Source organism: Nonomuraea sp. NPDC050540, assembly GCF_044457485.1.
Taxonomy (GTDB): Bacteria; Actinomycetota; Actinomycetes; order Streptosporangiales; family Streptosporangiaceae; genus Nonomuraea.
Window position 1 is genome coordinate 60,277 of sequence record NZ_JBITHA010000026.1, and the last position, 26,117, is coordinate 86,393.

Sequence of the window (26,117 nt, forward strand, 5' to 3'; positions counted from 1 at the left end):
CCAGGTTCCCCTCGTCGATGGGTCGTCTCGTGAGGGGTACGGGGGTCACCCGTTTCATGATTGTGCCACATGGTGAGATAGATCAGGTGTCGGAGCTGACGCCGTTCTGTTGACGCATCGTTAAATCAGAACGCACGGACTGCTACTAACCGCCATCTAAACTTCACAAAACCTTACTTTCGTGGCATACCTCATGAGGAGGCCGAACATGGCCCTCTGGTCCTCGCGACGCCGTGGCTACGCCGTAGGCACGCTCGCTATCACCGCCGCCCTGACGCTGTCCGCCTGCGGCGGCCAGCAGGCGGGCACCGACACCGCGCAACCGACGGGCGGCACCGCCGCGGGCGGCGCCAAGCTGGTGAACCCCGGCAAGCTCACGACATGCACGAACATCCCTTATGAACCTTTCCAGTTCAAGGAAGGCGACAAGGTGGTGGGGTTCGACGTCGACATCGTCGACCTGGCCGCCAAGAAGCTCGGCGTGACCCAGGAAATCGTCGACATCGACTTCGCCCAGATCAAGAGCGGCGCGGCCATGGCCTCCGGCAAGTGCGACGTCGCCGCCGCGGGCATGACGATCACTCCTGAGCGTCAGAAGAACATCGACTTCTCCGTGCCGTACTTCGACGCCACCCAGGCCCTGCTGGCCAAGAAGGGCACCGGCGCCACGTCACTGGACGACGTCAAGGCCAAGGGACTCAAGCTCGGCGCCCAGGCCAGCACCACCGGCCTGGAGTTCGTGAAGGGCAAGGGCTTCGACCCGGTCGAGTACGCCGACTCGGCCAAGGAACTGCTCGCCCTGCAGGCCGGCCAGGCCGACGTCATCGTCCAGGACCTGCCCGTCGTGCTCACCTGGCTGAAGAAGCCGGACGTGGCCGCCAAGTTCGAGGTGATCGCCAGCCTCGACACCGGCGAGCAGTACGGCATCGGCCTCAAGAAGAACGCCGACCCGGTCCTGCTCAAGACCATCAACGAGTCGATCGAGGCCGCCAAGAAGGACGGCACCTACGAGCAGATCTTCGTGAAGTGGTTCGACAAGAAGCCTGGTGAGCTGGGCTGATGAAGCCGTCTACGGTGGCTGAGCCGGGCCGGGCCCGGCTCAGCCCTCGCCAGAAGCAGCGGGTCACGCGGATCGTCCAGTACGTCGTCCTGGGCCTCGCCGCCATCGGGCTGGTCTTCTACGTGGACTGGCCGAACCTGGCCCAGAACTTCGCCAAACTCGATGTCGCCCGGGAAACGCTTCCCGAGTTGTTTACGATCGCGTTGAAGAACACGGTCGTCTACACGTTGGGCGGGTTCATCCTCGCCTTCGTCTTCGGGCTGCTCTTCGCGCTCATGCGCATGTCCCAGGTGGCCGTCTACAGGTGGATCGCGACGATCTACATCGAGATCTTCCGCGGCCTGCCCGCGGTCCTGATCTTCATCATGATCACCTTCCTTCCGGTGGCGCTGCCCGGCTTCGTGTTGCCCTTCGGCATCTACGGCTCGGTCTTCCTCGGCCTCGGCGTGATCGGCGCGGCCTACCAGGCCGAGGTCTTCCGCGCCGGACTCCAGGCCGTGCCGAAGGGCCAGACCGAGGCCGCCCGATCGCTCGGCATGTCGGCGAGCAGGGCGCTGTTCACGGTGGTCGTCCCGCAGGCCGTCAGGATCGTCATCCCGCCGACGACCAACCAGTTCGTGATGCTGCTCAAGGACTCCTCGCTGGTGTTGTTCCTCGGGGTGTCGAGCCAGTACGTGGAGCTGGCCAAGTTCGGCAACGACCTGGCCTCCGAGCACTCCAACGCCACTCCGATCATGGCGGCGGGCATCACCTACCTCCTGGTCACGATCCCGCTCGGCTACCTCGCACGCAGGCTGGAGAAACGATGACGCCACACGCCATCGACGTCAGGAACCTGCACAAGAGCTTCGGCGACAACCACGTGCTCAAGGGCATCGACTTCACCATCGATCCCGGACAGGTCGTCTGCGTCATCGGGCCGTCGGGCTCGGGCAAGTCCACGCTGCTCCGCTGTGTGAACATGCTGGAGCAGCCGACCGAGGGCAAGGTGTTCGTCGAGGGCGTCGAGGTGACCGACCCCGACGTGGACATCGACGCCGTACGCCGCCGCATCGGCATGGTCTTCCAGCAGTTCAACCTGTTCCCGCACATGACGGCTCTGCAGAACGTCATGATCTCCCAGCAGCGGGTCCTCAAGCGCAGCAAGAAGGAAGCGGAGATCATCGCCAGGGAGAACCTGGACAAGGTCGGCGTGGGCGCCAAGTGCTCCGCCCGCCCCTCCGAGCTCTCCGGCGGCCAGCAGCAGCGCGTGGCCATCGCCAGGGCGCTGGCGATGAACCCCGACCTGATGCTGTTCGACGAGCCCACCAGCGCCCTCGACCCCGAGCTCGTCGGCGACGTGCTCACGGTCATGCGCAAGCTGGCGGAGGAGGGCATGACGATGATGGTCGTCACCCACGAGATGGGCTTCGCCCGCGAGGTGGCCGACCGGGTCGTGTTCATGGACGGCGGCGTGATCGTCGAGGAGGGCACCCCCGCCCAGCTCATCGGCGACCCGCAGCACGAGCGGACCAGGGCGTTCCTGCGGCGCGTCCTGCACCCCGAGGGCTGATGAGCACCGCACGCGGCAGAACGTCTCATGCGGGCTCCCCCGCCCGCGTGAGACGTCGCGCGGTGATCTCGGCCGGTCTCGCGCTGCTCGCGCTCGCCGCCTGCGGAACCGAGCGCGTACGGCACGGCGACCCCTCCGGCGCCCTCACCATGTGCACCAACACGCCCTACGAGCCGTTCGAGTTCGAGCAGGAGGGCGTCATCGTCGGCTTCGACGTGGACCTGGTCTCCCTGGTGGCCCAGGAACTGCGCCGGCCGCTCAAGGTCGTCAGCGTCGAGTTCGACGCCATCCAGAACGGCAGCGCGCTCAACGACGGCACCTGCGACCTGGCCGCCGCCGGAATCACGATCACCGCCGAGCGCAAGAAGAACCTCGACTTCTCCACGCCCTACTTCGAGGCCTCCCAGGCCGTCCTGGTGCGCAGGGACAGCAAGCTGAAGAAGCTGACGGGCGCCAAGATCAAGGTCGGCGTCCAGACGGGCACCACGGGCGCCGACTACGCGCGCGAGAAGGGTCTGACCGTCGTCGAGTACGACGATTCGCTGCAGCAGCTGATCGGGCTGCAGGCCGGGCACGTGGACGCGCTGATCCAGGACCGGCCGGTGATCGCGCTCTGGCTGACCAAGCTCAAGCTCGGCAAGGAGCTGAAGCTGCTGGAGAGCCTGGAGACCGGCGAGGAGTACGGCATCGCCGTACGCAAGGGAGACACCGAGCTGCTCCGCACGGTGAACACGGTTCTGGAACGTGCCAGAAAAGACGGAACCTACACGCGGTTGCGCGACAAATGGCTGGGCAACCTGAGCAACGGCCAGTAGCGCAGCACGACACGGCCCACGATGTCGTCGACCGGGCCGAAGTCCCAGCTGTCGCGTCTGCCCGGAGCGCGCTGGTTGTCGCTCTCCAGCCACCATCCCTCCTCGCCGTGCCATTGGGCCCGCTTGACGATGAGGCGCGCGGGATCGCCGGGCAGGCGGGCGACGACCAGGTCTCCCGGGTGGACCGTGGCGCCCCGCCGTACCAGCAGCCAGTCGCCCGGACGGAGCGCGGGCCGCATGGAGTCCCCTTCGACACGCACTCTCATGTGCTGTGACCCCCTCATCCATGGGCGTTTGCAGCCGAGTAAGGTCGGTAACCGGACCAAGCTGACTCAGCATCAAGGAAGGACTTTCTGATGCTCGCACGACTGCTACGACCCAAGCATGTCGCTTCCGCTCACTGCGACCTGCCCTGCGGCGTCTACGACCCCGCTCAGGCCCGGATCGAGGCGGAGTCGGTCAAGGCGATCATGGAGAAGTACGCCGGCAACGAGGACCCGGTCTTCCGCTCGCGCGCCCTCACGATCAAGGAGGAGCGCAGCGAGCTCGTCAAGCACCACCTGTGGGTGCTCTGGACCGACTACTTCAAGCCCCCGCACCTGGAGCAGTACCCGCAGCTGCACCAGCTGTTCTGGGAGGCCACGAAGCTGGCCGGCGCGGCGGGCGGCAAGGGCACGGTAGACGTGGCCAAGGCCGACGACCTTCTCGGCAAGATCGACGAAATCTCCAAGATCTTCTGGGCGACTAAGGCCGCCTAAATCGGGAGATAAGGCTCTGTGTGGTACCAGCCACGCAGAGCCTTTTCGTTCGTTGGCGAGTCTGAATCCGCCAAGCACCTCTCCGGGGCGGTAAGTTGCAGTCAGCGTCGAAACCGTACGGGGTCGCTGACCCGAGGGAGGAACGTGACCGAGGAAACCGAGACGCGCGCTGAGGGCGTGGCGGGCATCCGCGACGTGGTGAGCATCAGGCTCCCCGCAGCGAGCGCCTACCTGTCCGTGCTGCGTACGGCAACCGCCGGGCTGGCCGCGCGGCTTGACTTCACGCTCGACGAGATCGAGGATCTGCGGATCGCCGTCGACGAGGCGTGCGCCATGCTGCTGACCGAGGCGGTGCCAGGCACCGACCTGACGGCCGAGTTCGAGCTGACCGGGCAGGAGATGCAGGTCAGTGTGGAGGTCGCGACCGTGGGCAACTCGGCGCCCAAACGCGATGACTTCGCGTGGATGGTGCTGACCGCCCTTGCGGATGACGTGGACGCCGTGACCGACTCCCCCGACCGCATGGCGATCGTCCTGCGTAAGCGCCGAGGCGCGGCGAGGCCGGCGTGACGGAAAGGACTGGAGCCATGGCCACCAGCGAACACGCCGTCCCCGACAGGGTGCGTGCCCGCATGCTCTTCGCCGAGCTGGCCGAGCTAGGTCCCGACGAGCCGCGCCGTCAGCGCATCCGGGACGAGCTGGTCGAGCTTCACCTTCCCCTTGTCGAGTACCTGGCCCGCCGCTTCCGCAACCGCGGCGAATGGCTGGACGACCTCACCCAGGTCGCCACCATCGGCCTGATCAAGTCCATCGACCGCTTCGACCTCGCTCGCGGCGTGGAGTTCTCCACCTACGCCACGCCGACGATCGTCGGCGAGATCAAGCGTCACTTCCGCGACAAGGGCTGGGCGGTCCGCGTACCACGCCGCCTGCAGGAGCTGAAGCTGTCGCTGACGAAGGCGATAAGCGAACTGTCGCAGCGCGAGGGCCGCGCCCCGACCGTGGCCGAACTGGCCGCCTTCCTCAAGATGACCGAGGAAGAGGTTCTGGAGGGCCTGGAGTCGGCCAACGCCTACTCGACCGTCTCGCTCGACGCGCCCGACTCCGGCGACGACGACGCGCCCGCCGTGTCCGACTCGCTCGGCATCGTGGACGAGTCGCTCGAAGGCGTCGAGTACCGCGAATCGCTCAAACCGCTGCTCGAACGGCTGCCGCCGCGCGAGAAGCGCATCCTGCTGCTGCGGTTCTTCGGGAACATGACGCAATCGCAGATCGCCACCGAGCTCGGGATCTCGCAGATGCACGTATCGCGCCTGCTGGCCCGCACGCTCGCGCAGCTACGCGAGGGACTGACCGCCGAGGACTAGCCGTCCTCCCCGTAGAGCGCCTTCGTGGTGGGGGGCGCCAGCAGCACGCCGAGGCCGACCAGGGCGACCGCCATCAGCGGGAACCCCAGGGCCGGCCGGTCCGCCTGGATCAGCGTGACAGCCACCGGGATCATGAAGATCTGGGTGAGCACGCTCGGCGCCCTCCCCCACCGCTCCACCTTGAACAACCCGCCCCACGCGACCCACAGCAGCCCGGCCCCGACCAGCAGCCCGAACCCGGCCTCAGCGACGGCGCTCGTCATGCTCTCCGGCCTGCCCACGATGGCCTCGACGGCGACGTAAACCCCCAGGCCCAGGGCCACCAGCCCCTCCAGGGCCACCAACACCGCCGCCACCAACAAAGTCCCAGGACGCGTCACCCCTTCACCCTAGCCGCCATTCCCTCCCCGGCCGTCGCTGCTCTTCTCCTCTCACAAGCCCCCCTCACAAGGCCCCCCTCACAAGCCCACGCTCCGTTACGGCAAGCCCAGCCGCCCCCACCCGCCGTCGCGGGCGGGCGCCGATCGTGGGGGTCGCTTCTCACGTCGGACGTGGTCCCCGCCGTCACGGCCCACGTTGACCAGCCACCGTGCCCCAGGCCGGCCACCTGCCGGCAGCGCCGAGCCCCACCGTCCAACGTCCCGCCGTCTCGGCGCCGGGAAGAGCGCGGGCTAACGCCGCCGGGTTGTGGCTCGTCGAAGCCGCTTCACCCGGGTGGTCGGGTTGTTCTGGTTCTTGAGGTTTGGTGGGTGTGGGGTTTTTGGGTGGGTGTGGGAGGAGTGGGGCGATCAGGTAGCGGTTACGGTGGAAGCATGCGTGCGATGTTGCTGGTCAACCCCAAGGCGACCACCACGAACTCGCGGACCCGCGACGTCCTCATCCGCGCCCTGGGCGCCGCCGTTGATCTGACCGTCGAGGAGACCGGCTATCGCGGGCACGCGGCGGCTCTGGCCGGGAAGGCGGCGGCGAAGGGGTTCGACGCGGTAGCCGTACTCGGTGGGGACGGGACTGTCAACGAAACGGTGAACGGCCTGCTCAACACGTCCGCCACCAGCGCGACCGAGCGGCCCGCGCTCATCGTGATCCCCGGCGGCAGCGCGAACGTCTTCGCCCGCGCGCTCGGCCTGCCCAACGACCCTGTCGAGGCCACGGGGGCGGTACTGGAGGCGCTGCGGGAGGACCGGCGGCGGATCGTGAGTTTGGGACATGCCCAATGGGAGGATGAGGGCAGGTACTTCATCTTCTGTTCGGGCATGGGCTATGACGCCGAGGTGATCAGGGCCGTCGAGGGGCTGCGCGGGAGCGGCAGGAAGGCCACTCCCGCACGTTATGTGAACACCGCGCTACGCCACTATGTCGCCACCGACAAGCGCACCCCGGCCATGACGCTCACCGGCCCCGGCATCCCGACCGCGCACGGGATCTTCATGGCGATCATCTCGAACACCTCGCCCTGGACCTACGTGGGCACGCATCCGGTCACCCCGACTCCGTGGGCGAGTTTCGAGACCGGGCTCGACCTGCTGGGGCTCCAGCGGCTGGGGCTCCCGACCATGGTGCCGCTGATCCGCAAGATCCTCACGGAGAGTGATCGCCTTCCGTCCGGACGCCACCTGGTCCAGTTGCACGACGAGGCCGAGTTCACGCTGACCGCCGAACGCCCCGTCGCCTTTCAGCTCGACGGTGACTACCTCGGCGAGCGAGAATCCATCACATTCCGGGCTACACCGAACGCGTTACAAGTTCTGGTCTAGATGGTTACATTCGGTCATTGTGTGACGCATCCGACATCCATCTCCGCCAAAACTTCCCACCAACCCTCTTGCGTGCACTCTGCGTGGCTGAAAAGCTCGTGAATGACATCGGAACGTAGGACCTTTAATCAGCCCCTTAGAGGTCTGCCGGTGTTCAGCGGGCATCCCCGGGTCCACAGGATTCGGGAAAGGTTCGCGCGAGTTAGTGAATCTCTTCACAAAGTACTAGCCGCACGGAGTCAACCACCGGCTCCATCCACTAAGGAGTGACGCATGGACTGGCGCCACCGAGCTGCCTGCCGTGACGTGGACCCCGAGCTGTTCTTCCCGATCGGCAACACCGGCCCCGCGCTCATGCAGATCGAGGAGGCCAAGCAGGTCTGTCGTTCCTGCTCGGCCGTCGAGAAGTGCCTGAAGTGGGCGCTGGAGTCCGGTCAGGACGCCGGCGTGTGGGGTGGCCTGAGCGAAGACGAGCGCCGCGCACTCAAGCGCCGCCGCGCCCGCACTCGCGCCGCCGCCCTCTGAGCACAAGGTCTTTGAAGATCATCATAAGGTACGGCGCAGCCGGCCTGACACCACCCGCCGCCCTTGGCGGGCGCCGATCGTGGGGATCGCTTCTCACGTCGGACGTGGTACCCGCCGTCACGGCGCATCCTTGGCCGCCCAAGTGGTCCGACCCCTTGGACGACCAAGAACGCGCCGTGGCGGCTTCCGCATGCCACCCCCGCAACGCCTGACCGGCCCAGCCCAAGCGCCGACCACCAAAATCGCAGGCCAACGCCGCGTCACCCCAAGCTCGCGCCCTGAGTGGTGCCGTCAGCCCTGCCTCCGGCCCCAGGGCTCGCATCCCGCGTATCCCCAGGAACACGCCCGCCGTACCCTCGAAATGGCCTGTTGCGGCGCGTCCTAGGGGCGGGACGTGTCGGGAGGGGCGGTGGGGAGGGGGATCGAGAGGGAGGCCTCGGTGCCGCCGCCGTCGCGAGGGGCCAGGGCGAGTTTGCCGGAGAGTTCGCCGACCACCAGGGTGCGGACGATCTGCAGGCCGAGGCTGGTGGAGTTCTCCAGGTCGAAGTCCTCGGGGAGGCCCAGGCCGTCGTCCCAGACGAGGATGTTCAGGCGCTCGGGCTCGGCCTTCACCACCACCTGGAGGCGCTTGGGGCGGCCGTGCTGGAGGGCGTTCTGGAGGAGTTCGGTCAGGGCCATGGCCAGCGGGGTGGCGATCAGCGACGGGAGGATGCCGAACGCGCCCACCCGGCGCGGGGTGACGGCGGCCTCGGGAGCCGACACCTCTCCCGCCATGGCGATCACGCGGTCGGCGATGTCGTCGAAGTCCACGAACTCCTCGGGGGCGTGCGAGAGCGTCTCGTGCACGATCGCGATCGAACCCACGCGGCGCACCGCCTCTTCCAACGCCTCCCTGCCCTCGGGGACGCGTAGGCGCCTGGCCTGGAGGCGGAGGAGGGCGGCCACGGTCTGGAGGTTGTTCTTGACGCGGTGGTGGATCTCCCGGATGGTGGCGTCCTTGGTCATCAGCTCGCGTTCGCGGCGGCGCAGCTCGGTGACGTCGCGGATGAGGACCAGCGCTCCGATACGGCCGCCGCCCACGATCAACGGGATCGCCCGGAGCTGAACGATCGTGCCGCCCGACTCCACCTCGGTCTCCTTGGCCGCGCGCCCGCTGGCCACGATCATGAGGTCCTCGTTGATGGGCTCGTCGGAGTAGCAGAGCTGCGCCGTGACGCGGCCCAGCTCGGCGCCCACGAGGTCGGCGTGCAGGCCCAGGCGGCGGTAGGCGGACAGGGCGTTCGGGGAGGCGTAGGTGACGCGTCCGGCACGGTCCAGCCTGAGCAGGCCGTCGCCCACCCGGGGCGACCGCACCAGGATCGGCTCCTCCCCCGAGAACGGGAACCGTCCCTCCGCCACCATCTGGGCCAGGTCGGAGGCGCTCTGGAGGTAGGTGAGTTCGAGGCGGGAGGGGGTGCGGGCCGACGACAGGTTCGTGGAGCGCTGGATGACGCCGATGAAGCGGCCGGAGCCGTCGGGCAGCGTGCGGCGTACCGGAATCGTCTCCTCGCGGACCGGAACGCCCGTCGACCAGTCGGGGTCGCCCTCGCGGCAGATGCGGCGCTCGTTCCACGCGGTGTCGATCAGGTGGCGCTCGCCGCGGCCGACGACGCTGCCGACGATGTCGTCGTGGTAGACGGTGGGGCCGGTGGTGGGACGCATCTGCGCGATCGCGATCCAGCCACGCTCCTCCAGCAGGGGCGTCCACAGGATGAGATCGGCGAACGAGAGGTCGGCCAGCAGCTGCCAGTCGGAGACCAGCGAGTGCAGCCAGTCAAGATCAGCCTCGTCAAGGGCGGTGTGGCGGACGACGAGGTCGCTGAGAGTCGGCACGAGTGCATCATGCGTGCTTAGCACCGCTACAACCAAACCGACCACCCGCTGCCCGAGCCGTTTCGCGCCCTACGGGACCAATCCCGGGCACAACTACCCGGTTGCCCATGGGGGCGGAAGACCGGACACCGAAGGGCACACGGACGACGCCGACCCGAGCACGTCGGGCACAGGCGGCCCAGGAGACACGAGGCCGAAGGCCGCTGGTGCGGTGGCCGAGCGGAGACGCCGGGGTGCGGAACCGGCGGCCACTGGTGCGGTGGACGGGTGGAGTCGCGGGGCAGGTGGAGGGCCAGGCCTGGCCGGAGGGACGCGGCGCGGTGGGGGCGAGGCGCGGCGGGCGGGAAGACGGAGCTGTGGTGGGCGGGTGGAGGTGCAGACAGGTGGGGGTGCGGGCCTGGTGGGGGTGCGGGCGTGGCAGATGCCGGAGGTGCGGGCGGCCCGAGGCAGGAGGCGTGGTGGGGTGGGTGAGGGGCGGCGGGGTGGGGCAGGGGCGGGGAAGGGTGGGGGATTGTGCACTCAAATGGGTTTTTTCGGGAATCTCACATTGTGAGAACCGTCACACTGTCCCCATCGCTCAGTTTCCCAGCCGGAACTGTGCGAGCGACCCCGGAGGTGACCAGCACGTTGATCGACTCAGCGAGGTCGTTCACCTCGGACACGGCCCCAGCCCAGGCCCGCGTGAGCGCCGCATGCCCCGTGGTGGATATCCTTCTCAGTCAGCCTGAGCTGCCAGTACGCGCGCGTGTCCAGGCGGGCGAGCTGGCCGCCGTGGCCCGCGAGTCCGGCCTGGATACCGGCGTCCCGGCAGGAGCTGTCGTGCCGGTCGTCCGAGGGGCGCCGGAGACCGCACTGGGGGTCGCCGCCACCTGTGCGGAGCACGGCGTACGCGTCGGATGCCTCCGGCCGCCGCCAGTGCCCACACGACACTCTTGCCTGTGGTTGACCGCTCGGGCCAATCTGAGTTCCGATGATCTCGCGGTGATCAGACACGCCCTCACCGCCGTGGCAGAAGTGAAGGTGAGAGCGTGACTGAGGACCCCCCTCGCGTACCTAAGTACTACGACGTCAAACGCAGCCTGCTCGAACTGACCAAGAGCCTGCCGCCGGGTACCGCGCTGCCGCCCGAGCGGACGCTGGCCGTACGCTTCGAGACGTCGCGCACGACGGTGCGCCAGGCGCTCACCGAGCTCGTGGTGGAGGGCAGGCTGCTGCGCATCCAGGGCAAGGGCACATTTGTCGCCCAGCCCAAGGTGGCGCAGGTCCTGCAGCTGACCTCTTACATCGGCGACCTGCGCACCGCCGGGCTCGAACCGGACACCAAGATCCTGGAGATCGGCTACATCACCGCCGACGAGCCGCTCGCCCGCCGCCTGGCCATCAACCCGGGCGGACGCGTGCTGCGCATCCACCGCCTGCGCCTGGCCAACGGCGAACCCGTCTCCATCGACACCACCCACCTCTCGGCCCGCCGCTTCCCCAGGCTGCGCCGCGAGCTGGAAGTGCACTCCTCGCTCTACGAGACGCTGCACAACGCCTACAACGTGCGCCTCACAGACGCCGAGGAGATCATCGAGACGGTCCTCGCCACGCCGTACGACGCGAAGGCCCTCGGCGTGGACGTCGGCCTCCCGATGCTCCTGCTGACCCGCCACGCCTTCGACGCCGACGGCAATCCGGTCGAGTGGGCACAATCCCTCTACCGCGGCGACCGCTACAAATTCGTCACCCGCCTACGCCGCCCCTAAAACTCCATTCCCCCTTACGGCAAGCCGCACCACCCACCCCCCGCCACCACCCGCGCACCCCAAGTCGCTTCCACGCCCATCGGGCGCGCCGCCACCTCGCCGTGACGGCCGCGCCCTGGGCCGGCCGTGCGGTCGCTATCGTGGGCCTCATGAGTGTCGTGGTAGTCACGGGGACCGACACCGGAGTGGGCATGACGGTCGTCACCGCCGCGGTCGCCGCCCTGGCCAGGCGGCGGGGCGCGAACGTGGCCGTGGTCAAGCCCGCCCAGACCGGCGTGAGGCCCGGCGAACCCGCTGACCTGGACGAGGTGATCAGGCTCTCCGGGGTCACCACCACCTTCGAGTTCGCCCGCTACCCGGACCCGCTCTCGCCCGCGGCGGCTGCCCGCGCGAGCGGTCTGCCGCCGGTGTCGCTGCCCGAGGTGGCGGTGCGGGTGCGGGAGCTGGCGGAGTCGAACCAGCTCGTCCTGGTCGAAGGCGTGGGCGGCCTGCTGGTGCGCTTCGACGAGGACGGCACCACGCTCGCCGACCTGGCCCGGCTGCTGACCGCGCAGGTGCTGGTCGTGGCGGGCCCCGGGCTCGGCACGCTCAACCACACCGCGCTGACGCTGGAGGCGCTCGCGCACCGGGGCCTCGACCTGGCCGGGCTGGTGATCGGGTCGTGGCCGGACGAGCCGGACCTGGCCGAGCGCCTGAACGTGGCCGACCTGGAGATGCTGGCCGCCCGTCCGCTGGCCGGCGCGCTTCCCGCGAACGCCGCCGGCCACCCCGACTTCGCCGCACTGGCCCACGCCGCCCTCGGTCCCACGCTGGGGGGCGGTTTCGACCCCGCGAGGTTCCGCCAGACGTTCAAGCCCGCGCGGTGACCGTCAGGCGTTCAAGCCCGCGTGGTGACCGTCAGGCGTTCCGGCAGCGGGCCTGCGGCAGTCCGCACACCCGTGCCGCCATCGTCCTGGCCTGCTTCACCAGCGCCTTGAAGTCCTTGACCGGCAGCCCACGCCCGGAGTCGCCGACCTCGATGTAGATGAGCACGGCCGCGCCCTTCCTGACCGCGGCGAAGCGCATGGCCCCCTCGTAGTCCCGCTGGACCGCCCTGATGCCCTCGTCGCCGACCTTGAGCGGACGGCTGGTGTAGGTGGACTTCAGGAAGTCGTCGCCGCTGACGGCGCAGCGCTTCAGGTCGGCGCGCAGGCCGTTCATGACCGTCTTGGCCGCCTTCACGTCGCGGTAGAGGGCCACCTGCTCACCCCAGGACTCGACCTCGACCGTCTTGACGATCGTCCGGGAGGCGATCCGGCCCCGGTCGGCCGCCTTCTTGCCGGACCAGTAGCGGTGCTCGCACGGGTCGAGCAGCAGGCCCGCCGTACGCGCGTCGCTGATCTTCCATTGCTCGACGTCCTTGTGCAGCCCGCGCGCGGCGGGCTCCGTCAGCAGGAGGCCCTTCGGCAGCGCCGAAGAGGCGGCCTGCGCGGGTACGCCCCACACCAGCGTCGCGGTCACCGCCGCGAGGACGATCCCTGTCTTCATCATCGTTCCTCCCCTGTCCCGGTCCCCCTTCGTGAGATGCGGATCGTGGCCCACTGGTTCGGACGTAAGGCAGGGTGGGGCTAGCACCACCCCCACTTCGCCCAGCAGACCCCTGTCGAGGATCGGCGGCCAGTCCATAGGTTGGAGAGCATGAAAGTCCCCCGCCCCTGGTCGGCGCGTACCTGGCTGGACACGGCGCATGTCGTGACCGGTGTGCCGATCGCCGTGGTGCTCGCCGTGCTGACGGTCGTGCTGGCCGTCCTGCCGCCGGTGCTGCGGCGCAGCGTGCGCGGCCTGACCGCGGTGCAGCGTTCGCGCCTGGCCGCCTTCCTGGGGTTCGTGCTGCCGCCGGTGCCGCGCAGCACGGCCTGGCGCGACCGGCGGCTGTGGCGGCAGATCGGCTTCCACTTGCTGGCGCCGGTGCTGAGCGCGTTCGCTGTCGTGCTGGTCTGCGGGTTGTGGGGCGGCGGGCTGGTGGGGCTGACCGCGTTCCTGCAGCCGGTGCTGCAGCCGCCGCCGGGGGTGTTCAGGTTCGATCTGCGCAATCCGGTCGTGGCGTCGTTGTTCACGGCCGTGGGACTGGCCATGCTGATGCTGGCTCCGATCGCGGCGCGGGCGATGGCTGTACTGGAGATCTCGATCGCGCGGGCGCTGCTGGGGCCGAGCCACGCTGAGCTCGGCGAGCGCATCGAGAACCTCCAGGAGAGCAGGGCGGGCGTGATCGACGCCGCCGACGCCGAGCGCCGCCGCATCGAGCGTGACCTGCACGACGGCGCCCAGCAGCGGCTGGTGTCGCTGGCCATGAACCTGGGCCTGGCCCGCGCCACCCTCACCGACCTGCCGGCGCCCGCCAAGGAAGCCATCGAGCAGGCGCACGAGGAGGCCAAGCAGGCCCTGCGCGAGCTACGCGACTTCGTGCGCGGCCTGCACCCCGCGGTACTCAACGACCAGGGCCTGGACGCGGCCCTGTCCGGCGTCGCCGCCCGCTCCCTGGTGCCGGTACGGCTGCGCGTCGACATCGCCCAACGGGTCTCGCCCACCATCGAGGCGGTCGCGTTCTTCGTGGTATCCGAGGCGCTCACCAACATCGCCAAGCACGCCCAGGCGCGGTCCGCCGAGATCTCGGTGCGCCGGCGCGACCAATGGCTGACGCTGACGATCGTGGACGACGGGCGGGGCGGGGCCAGCATGGAGGGCGGAACCGGGCTGCGCGGGCTGGCGCAACGCGTCCGCTCGGTGGATGGATCGCTGCACCTGGAAAGCCCGCTCGGCGGGCCGACGATGATCGAAGTGGAGCTACCGTGCGAGTAGTGCTGGCCGAGGACTCCGTTCTGCTCAGGGAAGGGCTCATCCGGCTGCTCGAAGCCTCCGGCATGCGGGTGGTGGCGACCTCGGGCGACGCCGAGGGGCTGTTGCGGGCCGCCGACGAGCACCGGCCCGACCTCGTGCTGACCGACGTCCGGATGCCGCCCACGCACACCGACGAGGGCCTGCGCGCCGCGCTCGTGCTGCGCCGCCAGCAGCCGGAGCTGGCCGTTCTGGTGCTCTCGCAGTACGTCGAGGAACGCTACGCCGCCCAGTTGCTCTCCTCGGCGACCGGCAGCGTCGGTTACCTGTTGAAGGACCGGGTGGCCGACGTGACCGAGTTCATCGACGCGCTGCGCCGGGTGGCGGCGGGCGGCACGGTCCTGGACCCCGAGGTGGTCTCCCAGCTTCTCCTGCGCGGGCACAGCGACCCGCTCGACCGGCTCACCCCGCGCGAGCAGGAGGTGCTGAAGCTGATGGCCGAGGGCCGCTCGAACGCCGGCATCGGGCAGGAGCTCGTGCTCAGCGAAGGGGCGGTCGGCAAGCACATCGGCAACATCTTCACCAAGCTCGACCTCTCGCCCGCCGAAGGCGACCACCGCCGGGTGCTGGCGGTCCTGCACTTCCTCAAGATCAGGAGCGCGCTGTGAGGGCGGTCTGGCTGACGTTCGGCGCCGTGCTGACGGTGCTCGCGCTGTTCCTGGCCGGCGGCGGGATGTGGGCGGGCTTCGCCCGTGCCCGCCCGCCGACGCACCAGAGCACGCGCACCATCCCTTTCGTCGGCAAGAAGCTCCAGGTCGAGGCGCGCGGCGACGTGAGCGTGTCGATCGTGCCGGGCGCCGCCGGCGAGATCCAGCTCGACCAGCGGCTGCGCTGGTCGGAGACGCGGCCGAACGTCTCCGAGGACTGGAACGGCACCACCCTGCGCCTGGCCGCGGACTGCCCCAACATCAACAACGACCGCCGCCTCACGTGCGACACCGACTACACGGTCTTCGTGCCCTCGGAGACCAACCTGGACGCGACGGTGGAGGCCGGCACCCTCCGGGTCGACAGCCTGTACGGCGACGTCCGCATGACCACGGTCTCCGGGGACATCGGCGTCACCCAGACCGTGGGCACGTTGTGGGCGCGCAGTGGTTCCGGCAGCATCCGCGCCTACGACCTGCGCGGCGACACGGCCGACACCGAGACCGGCGAGGGACAGGTCGAGCTCAACTTCCGTGAGCGGCCCATGAACGTGAAGGCGCTGGTCCGCACGCAGGGCGACATCAGGATCAACGTGGAGGACGGCGCCTATGACGTCACCGTCCAGGCGGAGACCCCCGACGTCGACGTGGTCCACGACCCTTCCTCGGTCCGCAAGATCGACGCCCGTGCCCAGTACGGCCGGGTCGACATCTGCTGTGGATGACCTCTGTTTGAGGAGGTGACTGGTTGGTAGGTTCCCGGCATGGAGTCCGCGAAGCATGCCGGTGACGCAGCCGTCGCCGTGTCCAAGGCCTATGGCATCGAGACCATGTTCACCCTCTCCGGAGGCCACGTCTTCCCGTTGTACGACGGCGCGGTGCACGAGGACATGCGGATCCTCGACGTACGCCACGAGCAGAGCGCCGTCTTCGCCGCCGAGGCCACGGCGAGGCTCACCCGCAAGCCCGGCCTGGCGGTGCTGACCGCCGGCCCCGGCATCACGAACGGTGTCAGCGGCGTCGCCACCGCGCATTTCAACGGCTCGCCCCTGGTCGTGATGGGCGGCCGGGCGCCGCAGTCGCGCTGGGGCAGCGGCGCGCTCCAGGAGCTGAACCATCCTCCCCTGCTCGAACCGATCACCAAGCTGGCCTTCACCGCCACCGGCCCCGACTCGATCGGCCAGGACGTCGAGATGGCCTTCCGCACGGCGATCGCGCCGCACCGCGGCCCGGTGTTCATCGACTTCGCCATGGACCACCTGTTCTCCCCCTCACCCGTGCACGCCGCCGACACCCAGACCCCGTCGCCGCTGGAGCCGGACCCGGATGACGTCGCGACGATCGCCCGTCTGATCGGAGAGGCGGAGCGGCCGGTGCTGGTGCTCGGCTCCGACGTGTGGATGGACCGCGCCGAGGAGGCGGCCCGCGACTTCGCCGAGTCGTGGAAGCTGCCGGTGATCCTCAACGGCCAGGGCCGCGGCATCCTGCCCGCCGGCCACGACCTGCTGGTCACGCGTGCCCGCGGACAGGCGTTCGGCGAGGCGGACCTGGTCATCGTGGTCGGCACCCCGCTCGACTTCCGCCTGGGCTACGGCTGGTTCGGCGGCAAGAACGGCACCTCGCTGGCGCGCGTGGTGCACATCGTGGACGCGCCGTCGCAGCTCGCCACCCACATGCAACCGGCCGCGTCGGCCGCGGGCGACCTGTCGGTGGTCTTCTGGAGCCTGGGTACGGCATGCGGCGAAGCCGACATCAAGCCCGCCCGCTACGCCCCCTGGACCGCCAGGCTGGCCGAGACCGCGGCCGCGGCCGTCGCCGCCGACGCCGACCTCCTGGCCGCCGGCTCCGACCCGATCCACCCCATGCGCATCTACGGCGAACTGAACAAGATCCTCGCCGACGACGCCGTGGTGATCGGCGACGGCGGCGACTTCGTCTCCTACGCGGGCAAGTACGTGGAGCCGAAGCAGCCGGGCAACTGGCTCGACCCCGGCCCGTACGGCTGCCTGGGGACCGGTCTCGGCTACTCGATCGCCGCCCGTCTGGCCCGCCCGTCCTCGCAGGTCGTGCTGCTGCTCGGCGACGGCGCCGCGGGCTTCTCCCTCATGGACGTCGACTCCCTGGTACGGCACGGCCTGCCCGTCGTCATGATCTGCGGCAACAACGGCATCTGGGGCCTGGAGAAGCACCCGATGCAGATGCTCTACGGCTACGACGTGGCCGCCGAGCTGCGGCCGCAGACCCGCTACGACCAGGTGGTGACGGCGCTGGGCGGCGGCGGCGAGCTGGTGACCAGGCCGTCGGAGATCGGTCCCGCGCTGCGGCGGGCCTTCGACTCCGGCGTGCCGTACATGGTGAACATCGCGACGGACCCGCAGATCGCCTACCCCCGCAACACCACGGGGGTCTGAGGCGGCTACTGCTTGAGGCTCGGCGTCGGCGTCGGGGAAGGCGTCGGCGTCGGGGAGCAGAGCTCGGTGTTGACCAGCGTCAGCTGGACGACCTTCTTCAGCTCCAGCTTGGCGCCGGCGCCCGGACTCTGCTCGACCACGGTCAGGCAGCGCTCGGGGAACTGGCCGCGTTCCTGGTCGTCCACGCGGACGGTGAACCCGGCGGAGGTGATGATCCTACGGGCGTCCGGGTACTTCATGTTGACCACTCCCGGCACCGGCTTCTTGATCGCCGGAGTGGGCGACGGCGTCTTGGTGCCCTTCGTGGCCGACGGCGTGGTCGTGGGCGTCTTCGTCGGGTCTGGCGTCCTGGTCGGCTCCGGGTCCTCGGTGGGCTCAGCCCTGGTCGGCTGGCGCGTCGGCTCCTCGGGAGGAGTCGTGACGGGCCGGTGCTTGGTCCTGGTGTTCTTGGGCGCCGAGGGCTTGGTGGTGGTCACCTCGGAGCCGACCCGGGTGGCGGGCGTCTCCGGGTCGCCGTCCGTGGTCATCCCGGTGATCGCGATCGCGCCCGCGCCCACGCCGAGTACCAGGGCGACCGCGATCGCGGCGACCAGGCCGCCCCTGCGACGGGCCTTGGCGGCGCGCCGGTTGCCGCGGCGCGGCTGGGCGACGGTGGTGTTGTCGTCGGAGGGCGGGGCGGGCGGCCCCTGGACCGCTCCCGTCTGGTACGCCTCGACCGGCGGCGCCATCGTCGCGCCGGTGACCACGTCGGGCACCTCGCCGGCGGCGACCTGGCGGGAGGCGCGGCTCATCTCGGCGGCGCTGGCGAAACGCCTGGCCGGGTCCTTGGACAGCGCCTTCTCCACCAGCGCGCGCACGGCCGGCGGGATCTCGGCGGGCAGGGGTGGCGGAGCTTCCCTGATGTGCTTGAGCGCGATCGTGACCGCGCTGTCGCCGTCGAAGGGGCGCTGGCCGACGAGGCATTCGTAGGCGACCACGCCGAGCGCGTAGATGTCGACCGCGGGGGTCACGGGGGCGCCTTCGGCCTGCTCGGGCGCGCAGTAGGCGGCGGTGCCGAGCACCATGCCGGCGTCGGTGAGCCGGTTGGCCAGGTCGGAGCGGGCGATGCCGAAGTCGGTGAGCACGAGCGTGCCGTCGCGCTGGACCATCAGGTTGCCCGGCTTCACGTCCCGGTGCACGATGCCCTGGTCGTGTACGGCCTGCAGCGCGGAGGCCGCCTGCGCGATGAGCTCCATCGCCGGCTCGGGCGCGATGCGGCCGAGGCGAATCAACAGGCGGTCGAGCGGTTCGCCGTCGACGAACTTCATCACCAGGTAGACGGTGTCGCCGCTGACTCCGTAGTCGTAGACGTCCACGACGCCCGGGTGGTTGATCGTGGCCATGGCTCGTGCCTCGCCCTGGAAGCGGGCCACGAAGCCGGGGTCGTCCATCCGACCTGGGAGCAGCACTTTGACGGCGACGGTTCGCGCGAGGACGATGTCCTCGCCACGCCAGACCTCGCCCATGCCACCGGCGCCGATGCGGGTGTCGAGGCGATACCTCCCCGCCAGCGTCGTCCCTTGCGCGACCATGTCTCCCCCGGTACCCCCTGCCTCTCCAACCCCAGACACCAACAAAGCGAACTTGTGTCGCAGCGGGGTAACACAGAGGTCACGGAACTTCGAGAGTGTATGACCCTGGCGTCCCACACGCCACTCATATGCCACAAGCCGTACAAACCCTATCCTGCGGCCTTCTGATGGACCTTGTCCGCGTTTCCCGGAGATCCGGGCCCCACCGGTGCCATCCGCACCACCAGTAGGCTGAGGCCATGACGCTCGCTCCCGGCCTCCGGTCTCAGCTGCTCATCATGGTCGAGCGTGAGGACACCGCCACCAAGATCGGCAGCGGCGATGTGCCGGTGCTGGCCACGCCGCGGCTGCTCGCGCTGGCCGAGATGGCCACGGTGCAGGCCGTACGCCCGCATCTGGGCGCGGGCGAGACGTCAGTCGGGACCCGAGTCCAGCTCGAACACCTGGCGGCCAGCCCGGTCGGCACCCACGTCGAGATCACCACCGAGCTCACCGAAGTCGACGGCCGGCGACTGGTCTTCAGCTTCGTCGCCCGCGACCGCACCACGCTGGTCGGTCAGGGCACCATCGAGCGGGTCGTCGTCGACCGCGAACGGTTCATCGAGCGCGCTACTCGATGACGGCGATCAGGTCGCCTTCCTGGATCACGTCACCCTCGGCGACCTTGAGCGCCACCACCACGCCGGGGTCCTCGGCGAGGACGGGGATCTCCATCTTCATCGACTCGAGAATGACCAGCGTGTCGCCGTCCTCGACGGTGTCGCCCTCCTTGACGACGACCTTCCAGACGTTCGCCACCATCTCCGCGTGTACCTCGGCCACGGGTGCTCCCCTCTTCCTGACGATCCAACCATGTCACGTGCGTTATGCACGCATACGCCCGACCAGACCCGTGTCATAGTCCCCGCTGACGAACTCCGCGTTGTCCAGCAGCTCCGCGCAGAACGGCAGGTTGTTCTTGGGGCCCTCGACGGCGAACCCGGCGACCGCGTCCTTGGCCCGCTCGATGGCCTGCGCGCGGCTGTCGCCGTACACGCACAGCTTGGCCATGAGGGGATCGTAGAACGGGGTGACCGTGTTGCCTTCCACGTAGCCGGAGTCGACCCGGGCGCCGGCCGGCTCCCGCCAGACCGTGATCTTTCCAGGTCCGGGGAAAAAACGCTTGGGATCCTCGGCATAGACGCGGAACTCGATCGCGTGGCCGCGCGGCTCCGGGCCTACCTCGGGGTTCTCGCCCGCGGCCACCCGCAGCTGGAGCTCCACCAGGTCGAGGCCGGTGACGAGCTCGGTGACCGGGTGCTCCACCTGGAGCCTGGTGTTCATCTCCAGGAAGACGAAGTCCTGCTTGTCGGCGTCGACCAGGCACTCCACGGTGCCAGCGCCCAGATATCCCACCGCCTCGCCGGCCCGCACCGCGGCGGCCAGCATGCGCTCACGCAGCTCGGGCGTGACGCCGGGCGACGGGGACTCCTCGACGACCTTCTGGTGGCGGCGCTGCACCGAGCAGTCGCGCTCGCCCAGCGCCACGACGCGGCCGTCGGGCAGGCCGAGGATCTGCACCTCGACGTGGCGGGCCCGCTCGATGTAGCGCTCCAGCAGGATCGCCGGACCGGCCGGCACGTCGCCCTCGCCACCGGCCGTGGCCGCGCCGGCGAAGCGCGCCGCCGCCCTGGACGCCTGCTCGAACGCCTTGGCCAGCCCCTTCTCGTCGTGCGCGACGCTCATCCCGATGCCGCCACCGCCGCCGGCCGTCTTCACCATGACCGGATAGCCGATCTCGGCGGCCGCGGTCACGGCCCGCTCGAGATCGGTGGCCGGCTCGCGGGTGCCCGCCGCCACCGGCACACCGGCGGCCTCCATCAGGTTGCGCGCGTTGATCTTGTCGCCCATCTGCTCGATCGCCTCGGGCGCGGGTCCGATCCACACCAGCCCGGCCTCGGTCACCGCGCGGGCGAACGCCGCGTTCTCCGCGAGAAAGCCATATCCCGGATGTACGGCACGCGCCCCCGTCAGCCGGGCCGCCGCGAGCACCTTGTCCACGTCGAGATAGGACTGCGCGGGATTGGCCGGGCCGAGCGGCACCGCCTCGTCGGCCTCGGTGACGAACGGCAGATCGGCGTCGGCCTCGGAGTAGACCGCGACGGCGCGCAGGCCCAGCCGCCGGACCGTGCGGTTGATCCGCCGCGCGATCTCACCTCTGTTGGCGATCAGAACGGGTCCCAGGGTCCCCAGGGTCGCTGTAAGCACGCGCCAACCCTACGACCGCGCCCTCAGCCACCCCTTCCCCGCAAAACCATCGATCCCGGGAGGGTGTTCTGTAGGAACCACACAAAGGAGAGGGGCAAGAGGACCGCTATGTCGCCCCGAACGGCCCGCCGCTTTGTACGAGGCCGGAAACCCTCCTGATCTCCGTCCCGACCCCCCTAAATCCGGTGGGCAGGCGCCCGGTCGACCACGCGGGCCAGCCCGCCGATGCAGGCGGCGTCGTACTCGGAGCCGCCCGCCAGGCGCAGCCGTTCGAGTGCGGCGCCGGCGCGGTCGCGGTCGGTGGAGCCGCCGACGAGGTCGTCGTAGGCGTTGGCCACCTTGATGATGCGGCTCGACAGCGGCGGATCCTCGTCGATCGGGTCGCACTGGCGGCGCACCACGTCGGCCACACGGTCCAGCACGCCGGTCTGCCTGATGACCTCCGCGCCCAGCTCGGCGATCCGCCTGGCCTGCTCGGGATCGGTCAGCACGGTCGCGCCGCCCGGGATCGGGTCGCGCAGCGACAGCTGGCCGATGTCGTGCATCAGCGCCGCGTACTCCAGCTCCAGGAGCTCCGGCTCGGACATGCCCAGTTCGCGGCCGATCGCCACTGACAGGCGGCTCACCCTGCGGGAGTGGCCGGGCTCGACGTAGCCGCCCACCTCGGTCACCCGCGACAGCGCGCGTACCGTCTGCAGGTAGGTGGCGCGGATGCCGGCGTACTTGCGGAAGGCGACCTGCGTGACCAGCAGGGGCGCGGCGAAGACGACCAGCGCCACCAGGTCCATGCTGTGGGAGGCCAGCGCGAGCAGCACGCCGGAGGCGGCGACCGCCGCGCCCAGCGGGAAGGCGGTGCGGACCTCGTCGCTGACCGCCACCTTGAACGCGGTGCGCACCTGCTCGGCGCGGAGCATCGCGGCGATCAGCACGTCGATGCCGAGGGTGAGCGCGATCAGCGTGACCATCACCGTCAGCGCGGGCCACCAGGTGCCGCGATCGCCCAGCGTCAGCTCGTGCAGGGTGCCGGCCAGCGGGCGGAAGGCGAAGGCCAGCAACGCGCCGGTCAGCAGCCGCCTGGCCATCGCGTCCAGGCGCGGCGGCCGGCCCACCGCCAGATGCGGCAGCGCACCGGCCATCATGCCGACCGCGATCACCGCCACCACCTGCAGCGCCGAGTGACGCAGCGGGTTGGTGGCCAGGTCGAGCAGGAGCGTGTAGCCGAGCGCGGCGGCGGCGCCGATCGGGGCCACCTCCCTGTTGCCCGGCATGGTCAGCCGGGCCAGCTCGCCGACCGCGATCAGCGCGCCGAAGCCGATGGCCACCTCCGGACGGTCGAGCCCGACCGCCGCGGTGTGGGCCACCCCCGCCACGGCCACCAGCCCGGCGGCGCAGATCAGCAACAACTGCCCGGAGTCCAGGCCCTGAAAGGCGCGTTTCATTGGCCCGTCACTACTTGGATCGGCATGGTCGGGTCGTCGTGGTCCTTGATCGTGGCGGCGTCCTCGGGCGGCGGCTCCACACGGCGCTGCGGCTGCCACGGGTTGCGTTCCAGCGCCTTGATGAACGCCGCCACCATGACCGGATCGAACTGGGTGCCCGCGCCCCGCTCCAACTCGCCCACCGCCACCTCGACCGGGCGCGCGCCCCGGTAGGAGCGGTCGGAGGTCATCGAGTCGAACGCGTCGGCCACCGCGATGACCCGGGCGAACTCCGGGATCTCCGGCCCGGCCAGCCCCATCGGGTATCCCTTGCCGTCATGGCGTTCGTGGTGGTGCATGATCCCGGCGAAGGCCTCGTCGAGGAAGTCGATGCCGCGTACGATCTCCAGGCCCCGCATCGGGTGCAGCTGGATCGCGGCGAACTCCTCCTCGGTCAGCGGGCCCTCCTTCTGCAGCACCTTCGTGGGCACGCCCAGCTTGCCGACGTCGTGGAGCATGCCGGCGTAGCGGATGGCCCGCAGCCGGTCCATGCCCATGCCGATCTCCTGCGCGATCATGGTGGAGGCGAGCGAGACGCGGGTGCAGTGGCCGCGGGTGTAGTAGTCCTTCGTCTCGACGGCCTGGCACAGCGCGGCCATCGTGGCGTCGTAAGAGCGCTGCTGCGCGTGGTACTGGCCGAAGGCCCACCTGGCCACGAACAGCGGCAGCAGCACCAGCACCGCCGAGATCGACTGGATCGTCGCCCACAGTCCCGCCACCAGCAGGCCGAACGTGCCGTAGCCGAGATAGGTCAGAAGGAACTGCACCATGCCCCGCATCGGCACCTCGCCCGCGCTCACCTGCGTGGCCAGCGAGATCATGGTGAGCGTCAGCACGATGTTGAGCGGCACGAAGACGGCCGTGGCCGCCGCGTAGGGGCCGATCAGGTCGTCGAACGCGTTGACCTGCGGGACCCCGGAGACTCCGCCTAACTGCTGGTAGACCCAGCCGGCGGCATAACCGCACAGGGCGAACTGGGCGCCGTTGAACAGCCGCTTGATCAACGGCAGGCCGGGCCGTACGCTCAGGACCGCCGTGAGGCCGACCAGCGCGGCGCCCTCCATTCCGATGAGCACCACCGCGGCCAGCGCGGCGGAGAAGCTCACCGACACGGCGAACTGCTCCACGTTGAGCAGCGTCGGCATCGACTCGCACACCAGGAACAGCAGCGCGAGCACGAGCAGGATGCCGAGGCTCTCCGAGGCGACCAGCTGCCCCTTGGTGATCAGGCTGTGGGCGAACAGCGCGGTCGCCGCGCCGATCACGGCGAACAGATAGACCTTCGCAGGCCACGAGAGATCACGCATTGCGGCTCCCCTTTGGAGCTCAGGTCCAGGAGACTCCGGGCGGGAGGGCGCCACCGCCCCCGCCGGTCGCCAAGAGGAGAACGACCGGTGTGATCAGCACGAGCGCCGTGATCAGCCGGGCGGTCGAAACCTTCAACATCCACTTCCTCCACGTCGAATTCTGTGATTCACGCTACAGAAGTTGACGTGCTGAAACGGGCGGAGTCGAGAATCGCAAGCAAAGCGTAATCAAGCCACTACCTGCGGCAACTCCGCCTCCACTCGACTGTGGCGCGCAGGCCACTGGCGAGGTCACTCGCGGGCTGCCAGGACAGCCCGTCGTAGGCGGGCACCGGGTCCACGGCCATGGCCGGCAGGTCGCCCGGCCTGGGCTGCGCGAAGCCCGGCTTGTCATGGGCGCCCACCGCGTCGGCGATGAGCGAGTGCAGGCGGCGGTCGGTGGTCTGGATGCCGGTGCCCAAATTGAAGCGGCACGCGTTGCCGTCGGCGCCGCACGCGCGCACGAAGCCGTCGACCACGTCGTCCACGAAGACGTAGTCGCGGGTCTGCGTGCCGTCGCCGTACAGGACCGTGGGCACGCCGTTGAGCAGGGCGTCGGTGAAGATGGCGACCACGCCGGCCTCGCCGTCGGGGGACTGGCGCGGGCCGTAGACGTTGGAGAGGACGAGCGTGGTGTACTCCAGGCCGTACAGAGCGTGGAAGGTCGACAGATACGTCTCGGCGCTGAGCTTCGAGGCCGCGTACGGCGAGCGGGGGTCGGCCGGGGCGTCGGCGGGAACCGGGATCGCGGGCGGCCGGCCGTACACCGCGACGGAGGAGGCGAACACCACCTTGCGGCTGCCACCCTCGCGCGCGGCGGCCAGCACCGACGCGGTGCCTTCGACGTTGACCCGCGCGTCGTGCACCGGGTCGGCCACGCTCCTGCGGACGCTGATCTGCGCGGCCAGGTGACAGATCACCTCGGGCTTCCACTCCGCGCCCAGCGCGATCATCGCAGGGTCGCGGATGTCCAGCTCGCACAGGCGGAAGCGCTCATGCGCCAGGGCGCCGGCCAGGTTGGCACGGCTGCCGGAGGAGAAGTCGTCCACGGCGACCACGTCGTGGCCGTCACCCAGCAGGCGGTCGACGAGATTCGACCCGATGAAACCGGCTCCTCCGGTGACCACCACGCGCATGGGGAAGATCTTAGTCGGACAGCTCCGCCCGGACCTGCTCGATACGGCCGAGCACCTTGGACCTGAGATCGGCCGGCACCGGATCGCAACCGCAGTGCTTGGCCACGAGCTGCTTCACGACCTTGTCGAGGTCGTACTCCTTGAGGCACGGGTCGCACTCGTCGAGGTGCACCCGGATGTCGACGCAGTCGCCCTCTCCGAGCTCTCCGTCGATGTAGGCGTAGACCTTGTCCAGCACTTCACGACAGTCGGTGTCATGCGGGTTGCCACAGCTCATTTCGACCCCTCCGCAGGGACAAGGCCACGGTCGCGAGCATAGTCCTCGAGCAGGCTCCGCAACTGTCTGCGGCCGCGGTGCAGCCGGGACATCACGGTGCCGATCGGGGTGCCCATGATGTCGGCGATCTCCTTGTAGGGGAACCCCTCGACGTCGGCGAGGTAGACCGCGATCCTGAACTCCTCGGGCAGCGCCGCGAGCGCCTGCTTGATGTCGCCGTCGGGCAGGTGCTCAAGCGCCTCCACCTCGGCGGACTTCAGGCCGGACGAGGTGTGGGACTCGGCGCGCGCGAGCTGCCAGTCCTCGATCTCCTCGGTGCCCGACTGCTTCGGCTCCCGCTGCTTCTTGCGGTAGCTGTTGATGAAGGTGTTGGTCAGGATCCGGTAGAGCCACGCCTTGAGGTTCGTGCCCTCCTGGAACTGATGGAACGAGGCGAACGCCTTGGCGAAGGTCTCCTGAAGCAGGTCCTCCGCATCCGCCGGGTTCCGGGTCATCCGGAGCGCGGCGGAGTAGAGCTGCTCGAGATACGGCATGACGTCGCGCTCGAACCGCTCACTGCGCTGCTCCAGAGTCTCCGCGCCTGTCGCGGGCACCGGACCCACCCCCCTAAGATCACCGGTGGCCGGCTGCTGCGGTACACCGTACTCAGGGGAGAATACCTGCTTGGCACCAAGTCGCC

Annotated in this window: 29 protein-coding genes; 17 read left to right on the plus strand and 12 right to left on the minus strand. The window is 69.6% G+C overall.

Translation table 11 applies throughout. The features are described 5' to 3' along the window. The first annotated feature begins 208 nt into the window (after positions 1–208). From ACIBI5_RS49655 to ACIBI5_RS49670, 4 genes are read left to right on the plus strand one after another with little or no spacing between them, the layout of a single operon-like run. Positions 209–1,060 carry an ABC transporter substrate-binding protein gene (locus ACIBI5_RS49655; protein ID WP_397258103.1) on the plus strand — a complete coding sequence of 284 codons (852 nt, stop codon included), beginning with the start codon at positions 209–211 and terminating at the stop codon, positions 1,058–1,060. After that, positions 1,060–1,869 (plus strand): amino acid ABC transporter permease, encoded by an 810-nt coding sequence (locus ACIBI5_RS49660; protein WP_397258105.1) that lies wholly within the window; start codon positions 1,060–1,062, stop codon positions 1,867–1,869. Before ACIBI5_RS49655 ends, ACIBI5_RS49660 begins: the two co-directional genes overlap by 1 nt. Beyond that, on the plus strand, positions 1,866–2,612 hold the full coding sequence (locus tag ACIBI5_RS49665; RefSeq protein ID WP_397258107.1) for an amino acid ABC transporter ATP-binding protein: 747 nt from the start codon (positions 1,866–1,868) through the stop codon (positions 2,610–2,612). The genes ACIBI5_RS49660 and ACIBI5_RS49665 overlap by 4 nt, the downstream gene beginning before the upstream one ends. Positions 2,613–2,659: 47 nt before the next feature. Continuing rightward, positions 2,660–3,427, plus strand: a complete 768-nt coding sequence (locus tag ACIBI5_RS49670; protein WP_397258109.1) for an ABC transporter substrate-binding protein — start codon at positions 2,660–2,662, stop codon at positions 3,425–3,427. Here ACIBI5_RS49670 and ACIBI5_RS49675 read toward each other — a convergent pair. Further along, positions 3,376–3,711, minus strand: coding sequence for a S24 family peptidase (locus ACIBI5_RS49675; protein WP_397258111.1), 336 nt, complete (start codon positions 3,709–3,711; stop codon positions 3,376–3,378). The two genes, ACIBI5_RS49670 and ACIBI5_RS49675, sit on opposite strands and share 52 nt — an antisense overlap. 72 nt (positions 3,712–3,783) lie before the next feature. Here ACIBI5_RS49675 and sodN point away from each other — a divergent pair, with 72 nt between their 5' ends. The 3 genes from sodN to ACIBI5_RS49690 all read left to right on the plus strand — a co-directional run bounded on the left by sodN (position 3,784) and on the right by ACIBI5_RS49690 (position 5,552). Then, positions 3,784–4,185 (plus strand): superoxide dismutase, Ni, encoded by a 402-nt coding sequence (gene sodN, locus ACIBI5_RS49680; RefSeq protein ID WP_221341572.1) that lies wholly within the window; start codon positions 3,784–3,786, stop codon positions 4,183–4,185. 144 nt (positions 4,186–4,329) lie between these two features. Then, the gene (locus ACIBI5_RS49685; protein ID WP_184972484.1) at positions 4,330–4,755 is read left to right on the plus strand and encodes an anti-sigma factor; all 426 of its coding nucleotides are present in this window, start codon (positions 4,330–4,332) and stop codon (positions 4,753–4,755) included. Positions 4,756–4,772: 17 nt separating this feature from the next. Beyond that, positions 4,773–5,552 carry an RNA polymerase sigma factor SigF gene (locus tag ACIBI5_RS49690; protein ID WP_379612213.1) on the plus strand — a complete coding sequence of 260 codons (780 nt, stop codon included), beginning with the start codon at positions 4,773–4,775 and terminating at the stop codon, positions 5,550–5,552. Here the strand turns inward: ACIBI5_RS49690 and ACIBI5_RS49695 are convergent. Beyond that, positions 5,549–5,908 carry a hypothetical protein gene (locus ACIBI5_RS49695; protein WP_397258113.1) on the minus strand — a complete coding sequence of 120 codons (360 nt, stop codon included), beginning with the start codon at positions 5,906–5,908 and terminating at the stop codon, positions 5,549–5,551. The genes ACIBI5_RS49690 and ACIBI5_RS49695 overlap by 4 nt on opposite strands. Before the next feature lie 456 nt (positions 5,909–6,364). On the opposite strand from ACIBI5_RS49695, the gene ACIBI5_RS49700 reads away from it, so the two are divergent. Beyond that, positions 6,365–7,306: a diacylglycerol/lipid kinase family protein gene (locus ACIBI5_RS49700; RefSeq protein WP_397258115.1), complete on the plus strand. Its 942-nt coding sequence runs from the start codon at positions 6,365–6,367 to the stop codon at positions 7,304–7,306. A 273-nt stretch (positions 7,307–7,579) separates the two neighbouring features. After that, positions 7,580–7,831: a WhiB family transcriptional regulator gene (locus tag ACIBI5_RS49705; protein WP_184972476.1), complete on the plus strand. Its 252-nt coding sequence runs from the start codon at positions 7,580–7,582 to the stop codon at positions 7,829–7,831. 381 nt (positions 7,832–8,212) lie between these two features. On the opposite strand, the gene ACIBI5_RS49710 is transcribed toward ACIBI5_RS49705, so the two are convergent. After that, complete coding sequence (locus tag ACIBI5_RS49710) at positions 8,213–9,703, minus strand: histidine kinase N-terminal domain-containing protein (RefSeq protein WP_397258117.1); 1,491 nt, start codon at positions 9,701–9,703, stop codon at positions 8,213–8,215. A 549-nt stretch (positions 9,704–10,252) separates the two neighbouring features. Between ACIBI5_RS49710 and ACIBI5_RS49715 the strand changes: the two genes are divergently transcribed. The 3 genes from ACIBI5_RS49715 (at position 10,253) to bioD (ending at position 12,317) form a co-directional block, all read left to right on the plus strand. Further along, a complete protein-coding gene (locus ACIBI5_RS49715) occupies positions 10,253–10,735 on the plus strand; it encodes an aminotransferase class I/II-fold pyridoxal phosphate-dependent enzyme (RefSeq protein ID WP_397258119.1) in 483 nt (160 codons plus the stop codon). Continuing rightward, a complete protein-coding gene (locus ACIBI5_RS49720) occupies positions 10,732–11,451 on the plus strand; it encodes a GntR family transcriptional regulator (protein WP_184972473.1) in 720 nt (239 codons plus the stop codon). Before ACIBI5_RS49715 ends, ACIBI5_RS49720 begins: the two co-directional genes overlap by 4 nt. 149 nt (positions 11,452–11,600) lie before the next feature. Further along, positions 11,601–12,317 (plus strand): dethiobiotin synthase, encoded by a 717-nt coding sequence (gene bioD / locus ACIBI5_RS49725; RefSeq protein WP_397258120.1) that lies wholly within the window; start codon positions 11,601–11,603, stop codon positions 12,315–12,317. 31 nt (positions 12,318–12,348) lie between these two features. Here the strand turns inward: bioD and ACIBI5_RS49730 are convergent, their stop codons facing one another. Continuing rightward, positions 12,349–12,981, minus strand: coding sequence for a hypothetical protein (locus ACIBI5_RS49730; RefSeq protein WP_397258122.1), 633 nt, complete (start codon positions 12,979–12,981; stop codon positions 12,349–12,351). 147 nt (positions 12,982–13,128) lie between these two features. Here ACIBI5_RS49730 and ACIBI5_RS49735 point away from each other — a divergent pair, with 147 nt between their 5' ends. Genes ACIBI5_RS49735 through ACIBI5_RS49750 form a run of 4 tightly spaced genes read left to right on the plus strand, consistent with a single transcriptional unit; the run spans position 13,129 to position 17,383 of the window. Beyond that, positions 13,129–14,289: a histidine kinase gene (locus tag ACIBI5_RS49735; protein ID WP_397258124.1), complete on the plus strand. Its 1,161-nt coding sequence runs from the start codon at positions 13,129–13,131 to the stop codon at positions 14,287–14,289. Continuing rightward, on the plus strand, positions 14,280–14,933 hold the full coding sequence (locus ACIBI5_RS49740; protein WP_397258126.1) for a response regulator: 654 nt from the start codon (positions 14,280–14,282) through the stop codon (positions 14,931–14,933). The genes ACIBI5_RS49735 and ACIBI5_RS49740 overlap by 10 nt, the downstream gene beginning before the upstream one ends. Then, positions 14,930–15,697, plus strand: coding sequence for a DUF4097 family beta strand repeat-containing protein (locus tag ACIBI5_RS49745; protein ID WP_397258128.1), 768 nt, complete (start codon positions 14,930–14,932; stop codon positions 15,695–15,697). Before ACIBI5_RS49740 ends, ACIBI5_RS49745 begins: the two co-directional genes overlap by 4 nt. A gap of 39 nt (positions 15,698–15,736) precedes the next feature. After that, positions 15,737–17,383 carry an acetolactate synthase gene (locus tag ACIBI5_RS49750; RefSeq protein WP_397258130.1) on the plus strand — a complete coding sequence of 549 codons (1,647 nt, stop codon included), beginning with the start codon at positions 15,737–15,739 and terminating at the stop codon, positions 17,381–17,383. Between the two features lie 5 nt (positions 17,384–17,388). On the opposite strand, the gene ACIBI5_RS49755 is transcribed toward ACIBI5_RS49750, so the two are convergent. Beyond that, the gene (locus ACIBI5_RS49755; RefSeq protein WP_397258131.1) at positions 17,389–18,954 is read right to left on the minus strand and encodes a protein kinase; all 1,566 of its coding nucleotides are present in this window, start codon (positions 18,952–18,954) and stop codon (positions 17,389–17,391) included. 239 nt (positions 18,955–19,193) lie between these two features. Here ACIBI5_RS49755 and ACIBI5_RS49760 point away from each other — a divergent pair, with 239 nt between their 5' ends. After that, positions 19,194–19,574 (plus strand): thioesterase family protein, encoded by a 381-nt coding sequence (locus ACIBI5_RS49760; protein ID WP_397258133.1) that lies wholly within the window; start codon positions 19,194–19,196, stop codon positions 19,572–19,574. Here the strand turns inward: ACIBI5_RS49760 and ACIBI5_RS49765 are convergent. From ACIBI5_RS49765 to ACIBI5_RS49795, 7 genes are all read right to left on the minus strand, one after another. Next, positions 19,564–19,776, minus strand: coding sequence for a biotin/lipoyl-binding carrier protein (locus ACIBI5_RS49765; RefSeq protein WP_397258135.1), 213 nt, complete (start codon positions 19,774–19,776; stop codon positions 19,564–19,566). The two genes, ACIBI5_RS49760 and ACIBI5_RS49765, sit on opposite strands and share 11 nt — an antisense overlap. 42 nt (positions 19,777–19,818) lie before the next feature. After that, positions 19,819–21,201: an acetyl/propionyl/methylcrotonyl-CoA carboxylase subunit alpha gene (locus ACIBI5_RS49770; protein WP_397258137.1), complete on the minus strand. Its 1,383-nt coding sequence runs from the start codon at positions 21,199–21,201 to the stop codon at positions 19,819–19,821. Between the two features lie 176 nt (positions 21,202–21,377). Continuing rightward, positions 21,378–22,640: an HD-GYP domain-containing protein gene (locus ACIBI5_RS49775; RefSeq protein ID WP_184972453.1), complete on the minus strand. Its 1,263-nt coding sequence runs from the start codon at positions 22,638–22,640 to the stop codon at positions 21,378–21,380. Then, positions 22,637–23,986 (minus strand): HD-GYP domain-containing protein, encoded by a 1,350-nt coding sequence (locus tag ACIBI5_RS49780; protein WP_397258139.1) that lies wholly within the window; start codon positions 23,984–23,986, stop codon positions 22,637–22,639. Before ACIBI5_RS49780 ends, ACIBI5_RS49775 begins: the two co-directional genes overlap by 4 nt. A gap of 236 nt (positions 23,987–24,222) precedes the next feature. After that, the gene (locus ACIBI5_RS49785) at positions 24,223–25,161 is read right to left on the minus strand and encodes an NAD-dependent epimerase/dehydratase family protein (protein ID WP_397258140.1); all 939 of its coding nucleotides are present in this window, start codon (positions 25,159–25,161) and stop codon (positions 24,223–24,225) included. A 10-nt stretch (positions 25,162–25,171) separates the two neighbouring features. Further along, a complete protein-coding gene (gene rsrA / locus ACIBI5_RS49790; protein ID WP_184972447.1) occupies positions 25,172–25,438 on the minus strand; it encodes a mycothiol system anti-sigma-R factor in 267 nt (88 codons plus the stop codon). Then, positions 25,435–26,040, minus strand: coding sequence for a sigma-70 family RNA polymerase sigma factor (locus tag ACIBI5_RS49795; protein ID WP_397108455.1), 606 nt, complete (start codon positions 26,038–26,040; stop codon positions 25,435–25,437). Before ACIBI5_RS49795 ends, rsrA begins: the two co-directional genes overlap by 4 nt. Positions 26,041–26,117 lie beyond the last annotated feature (77 nt).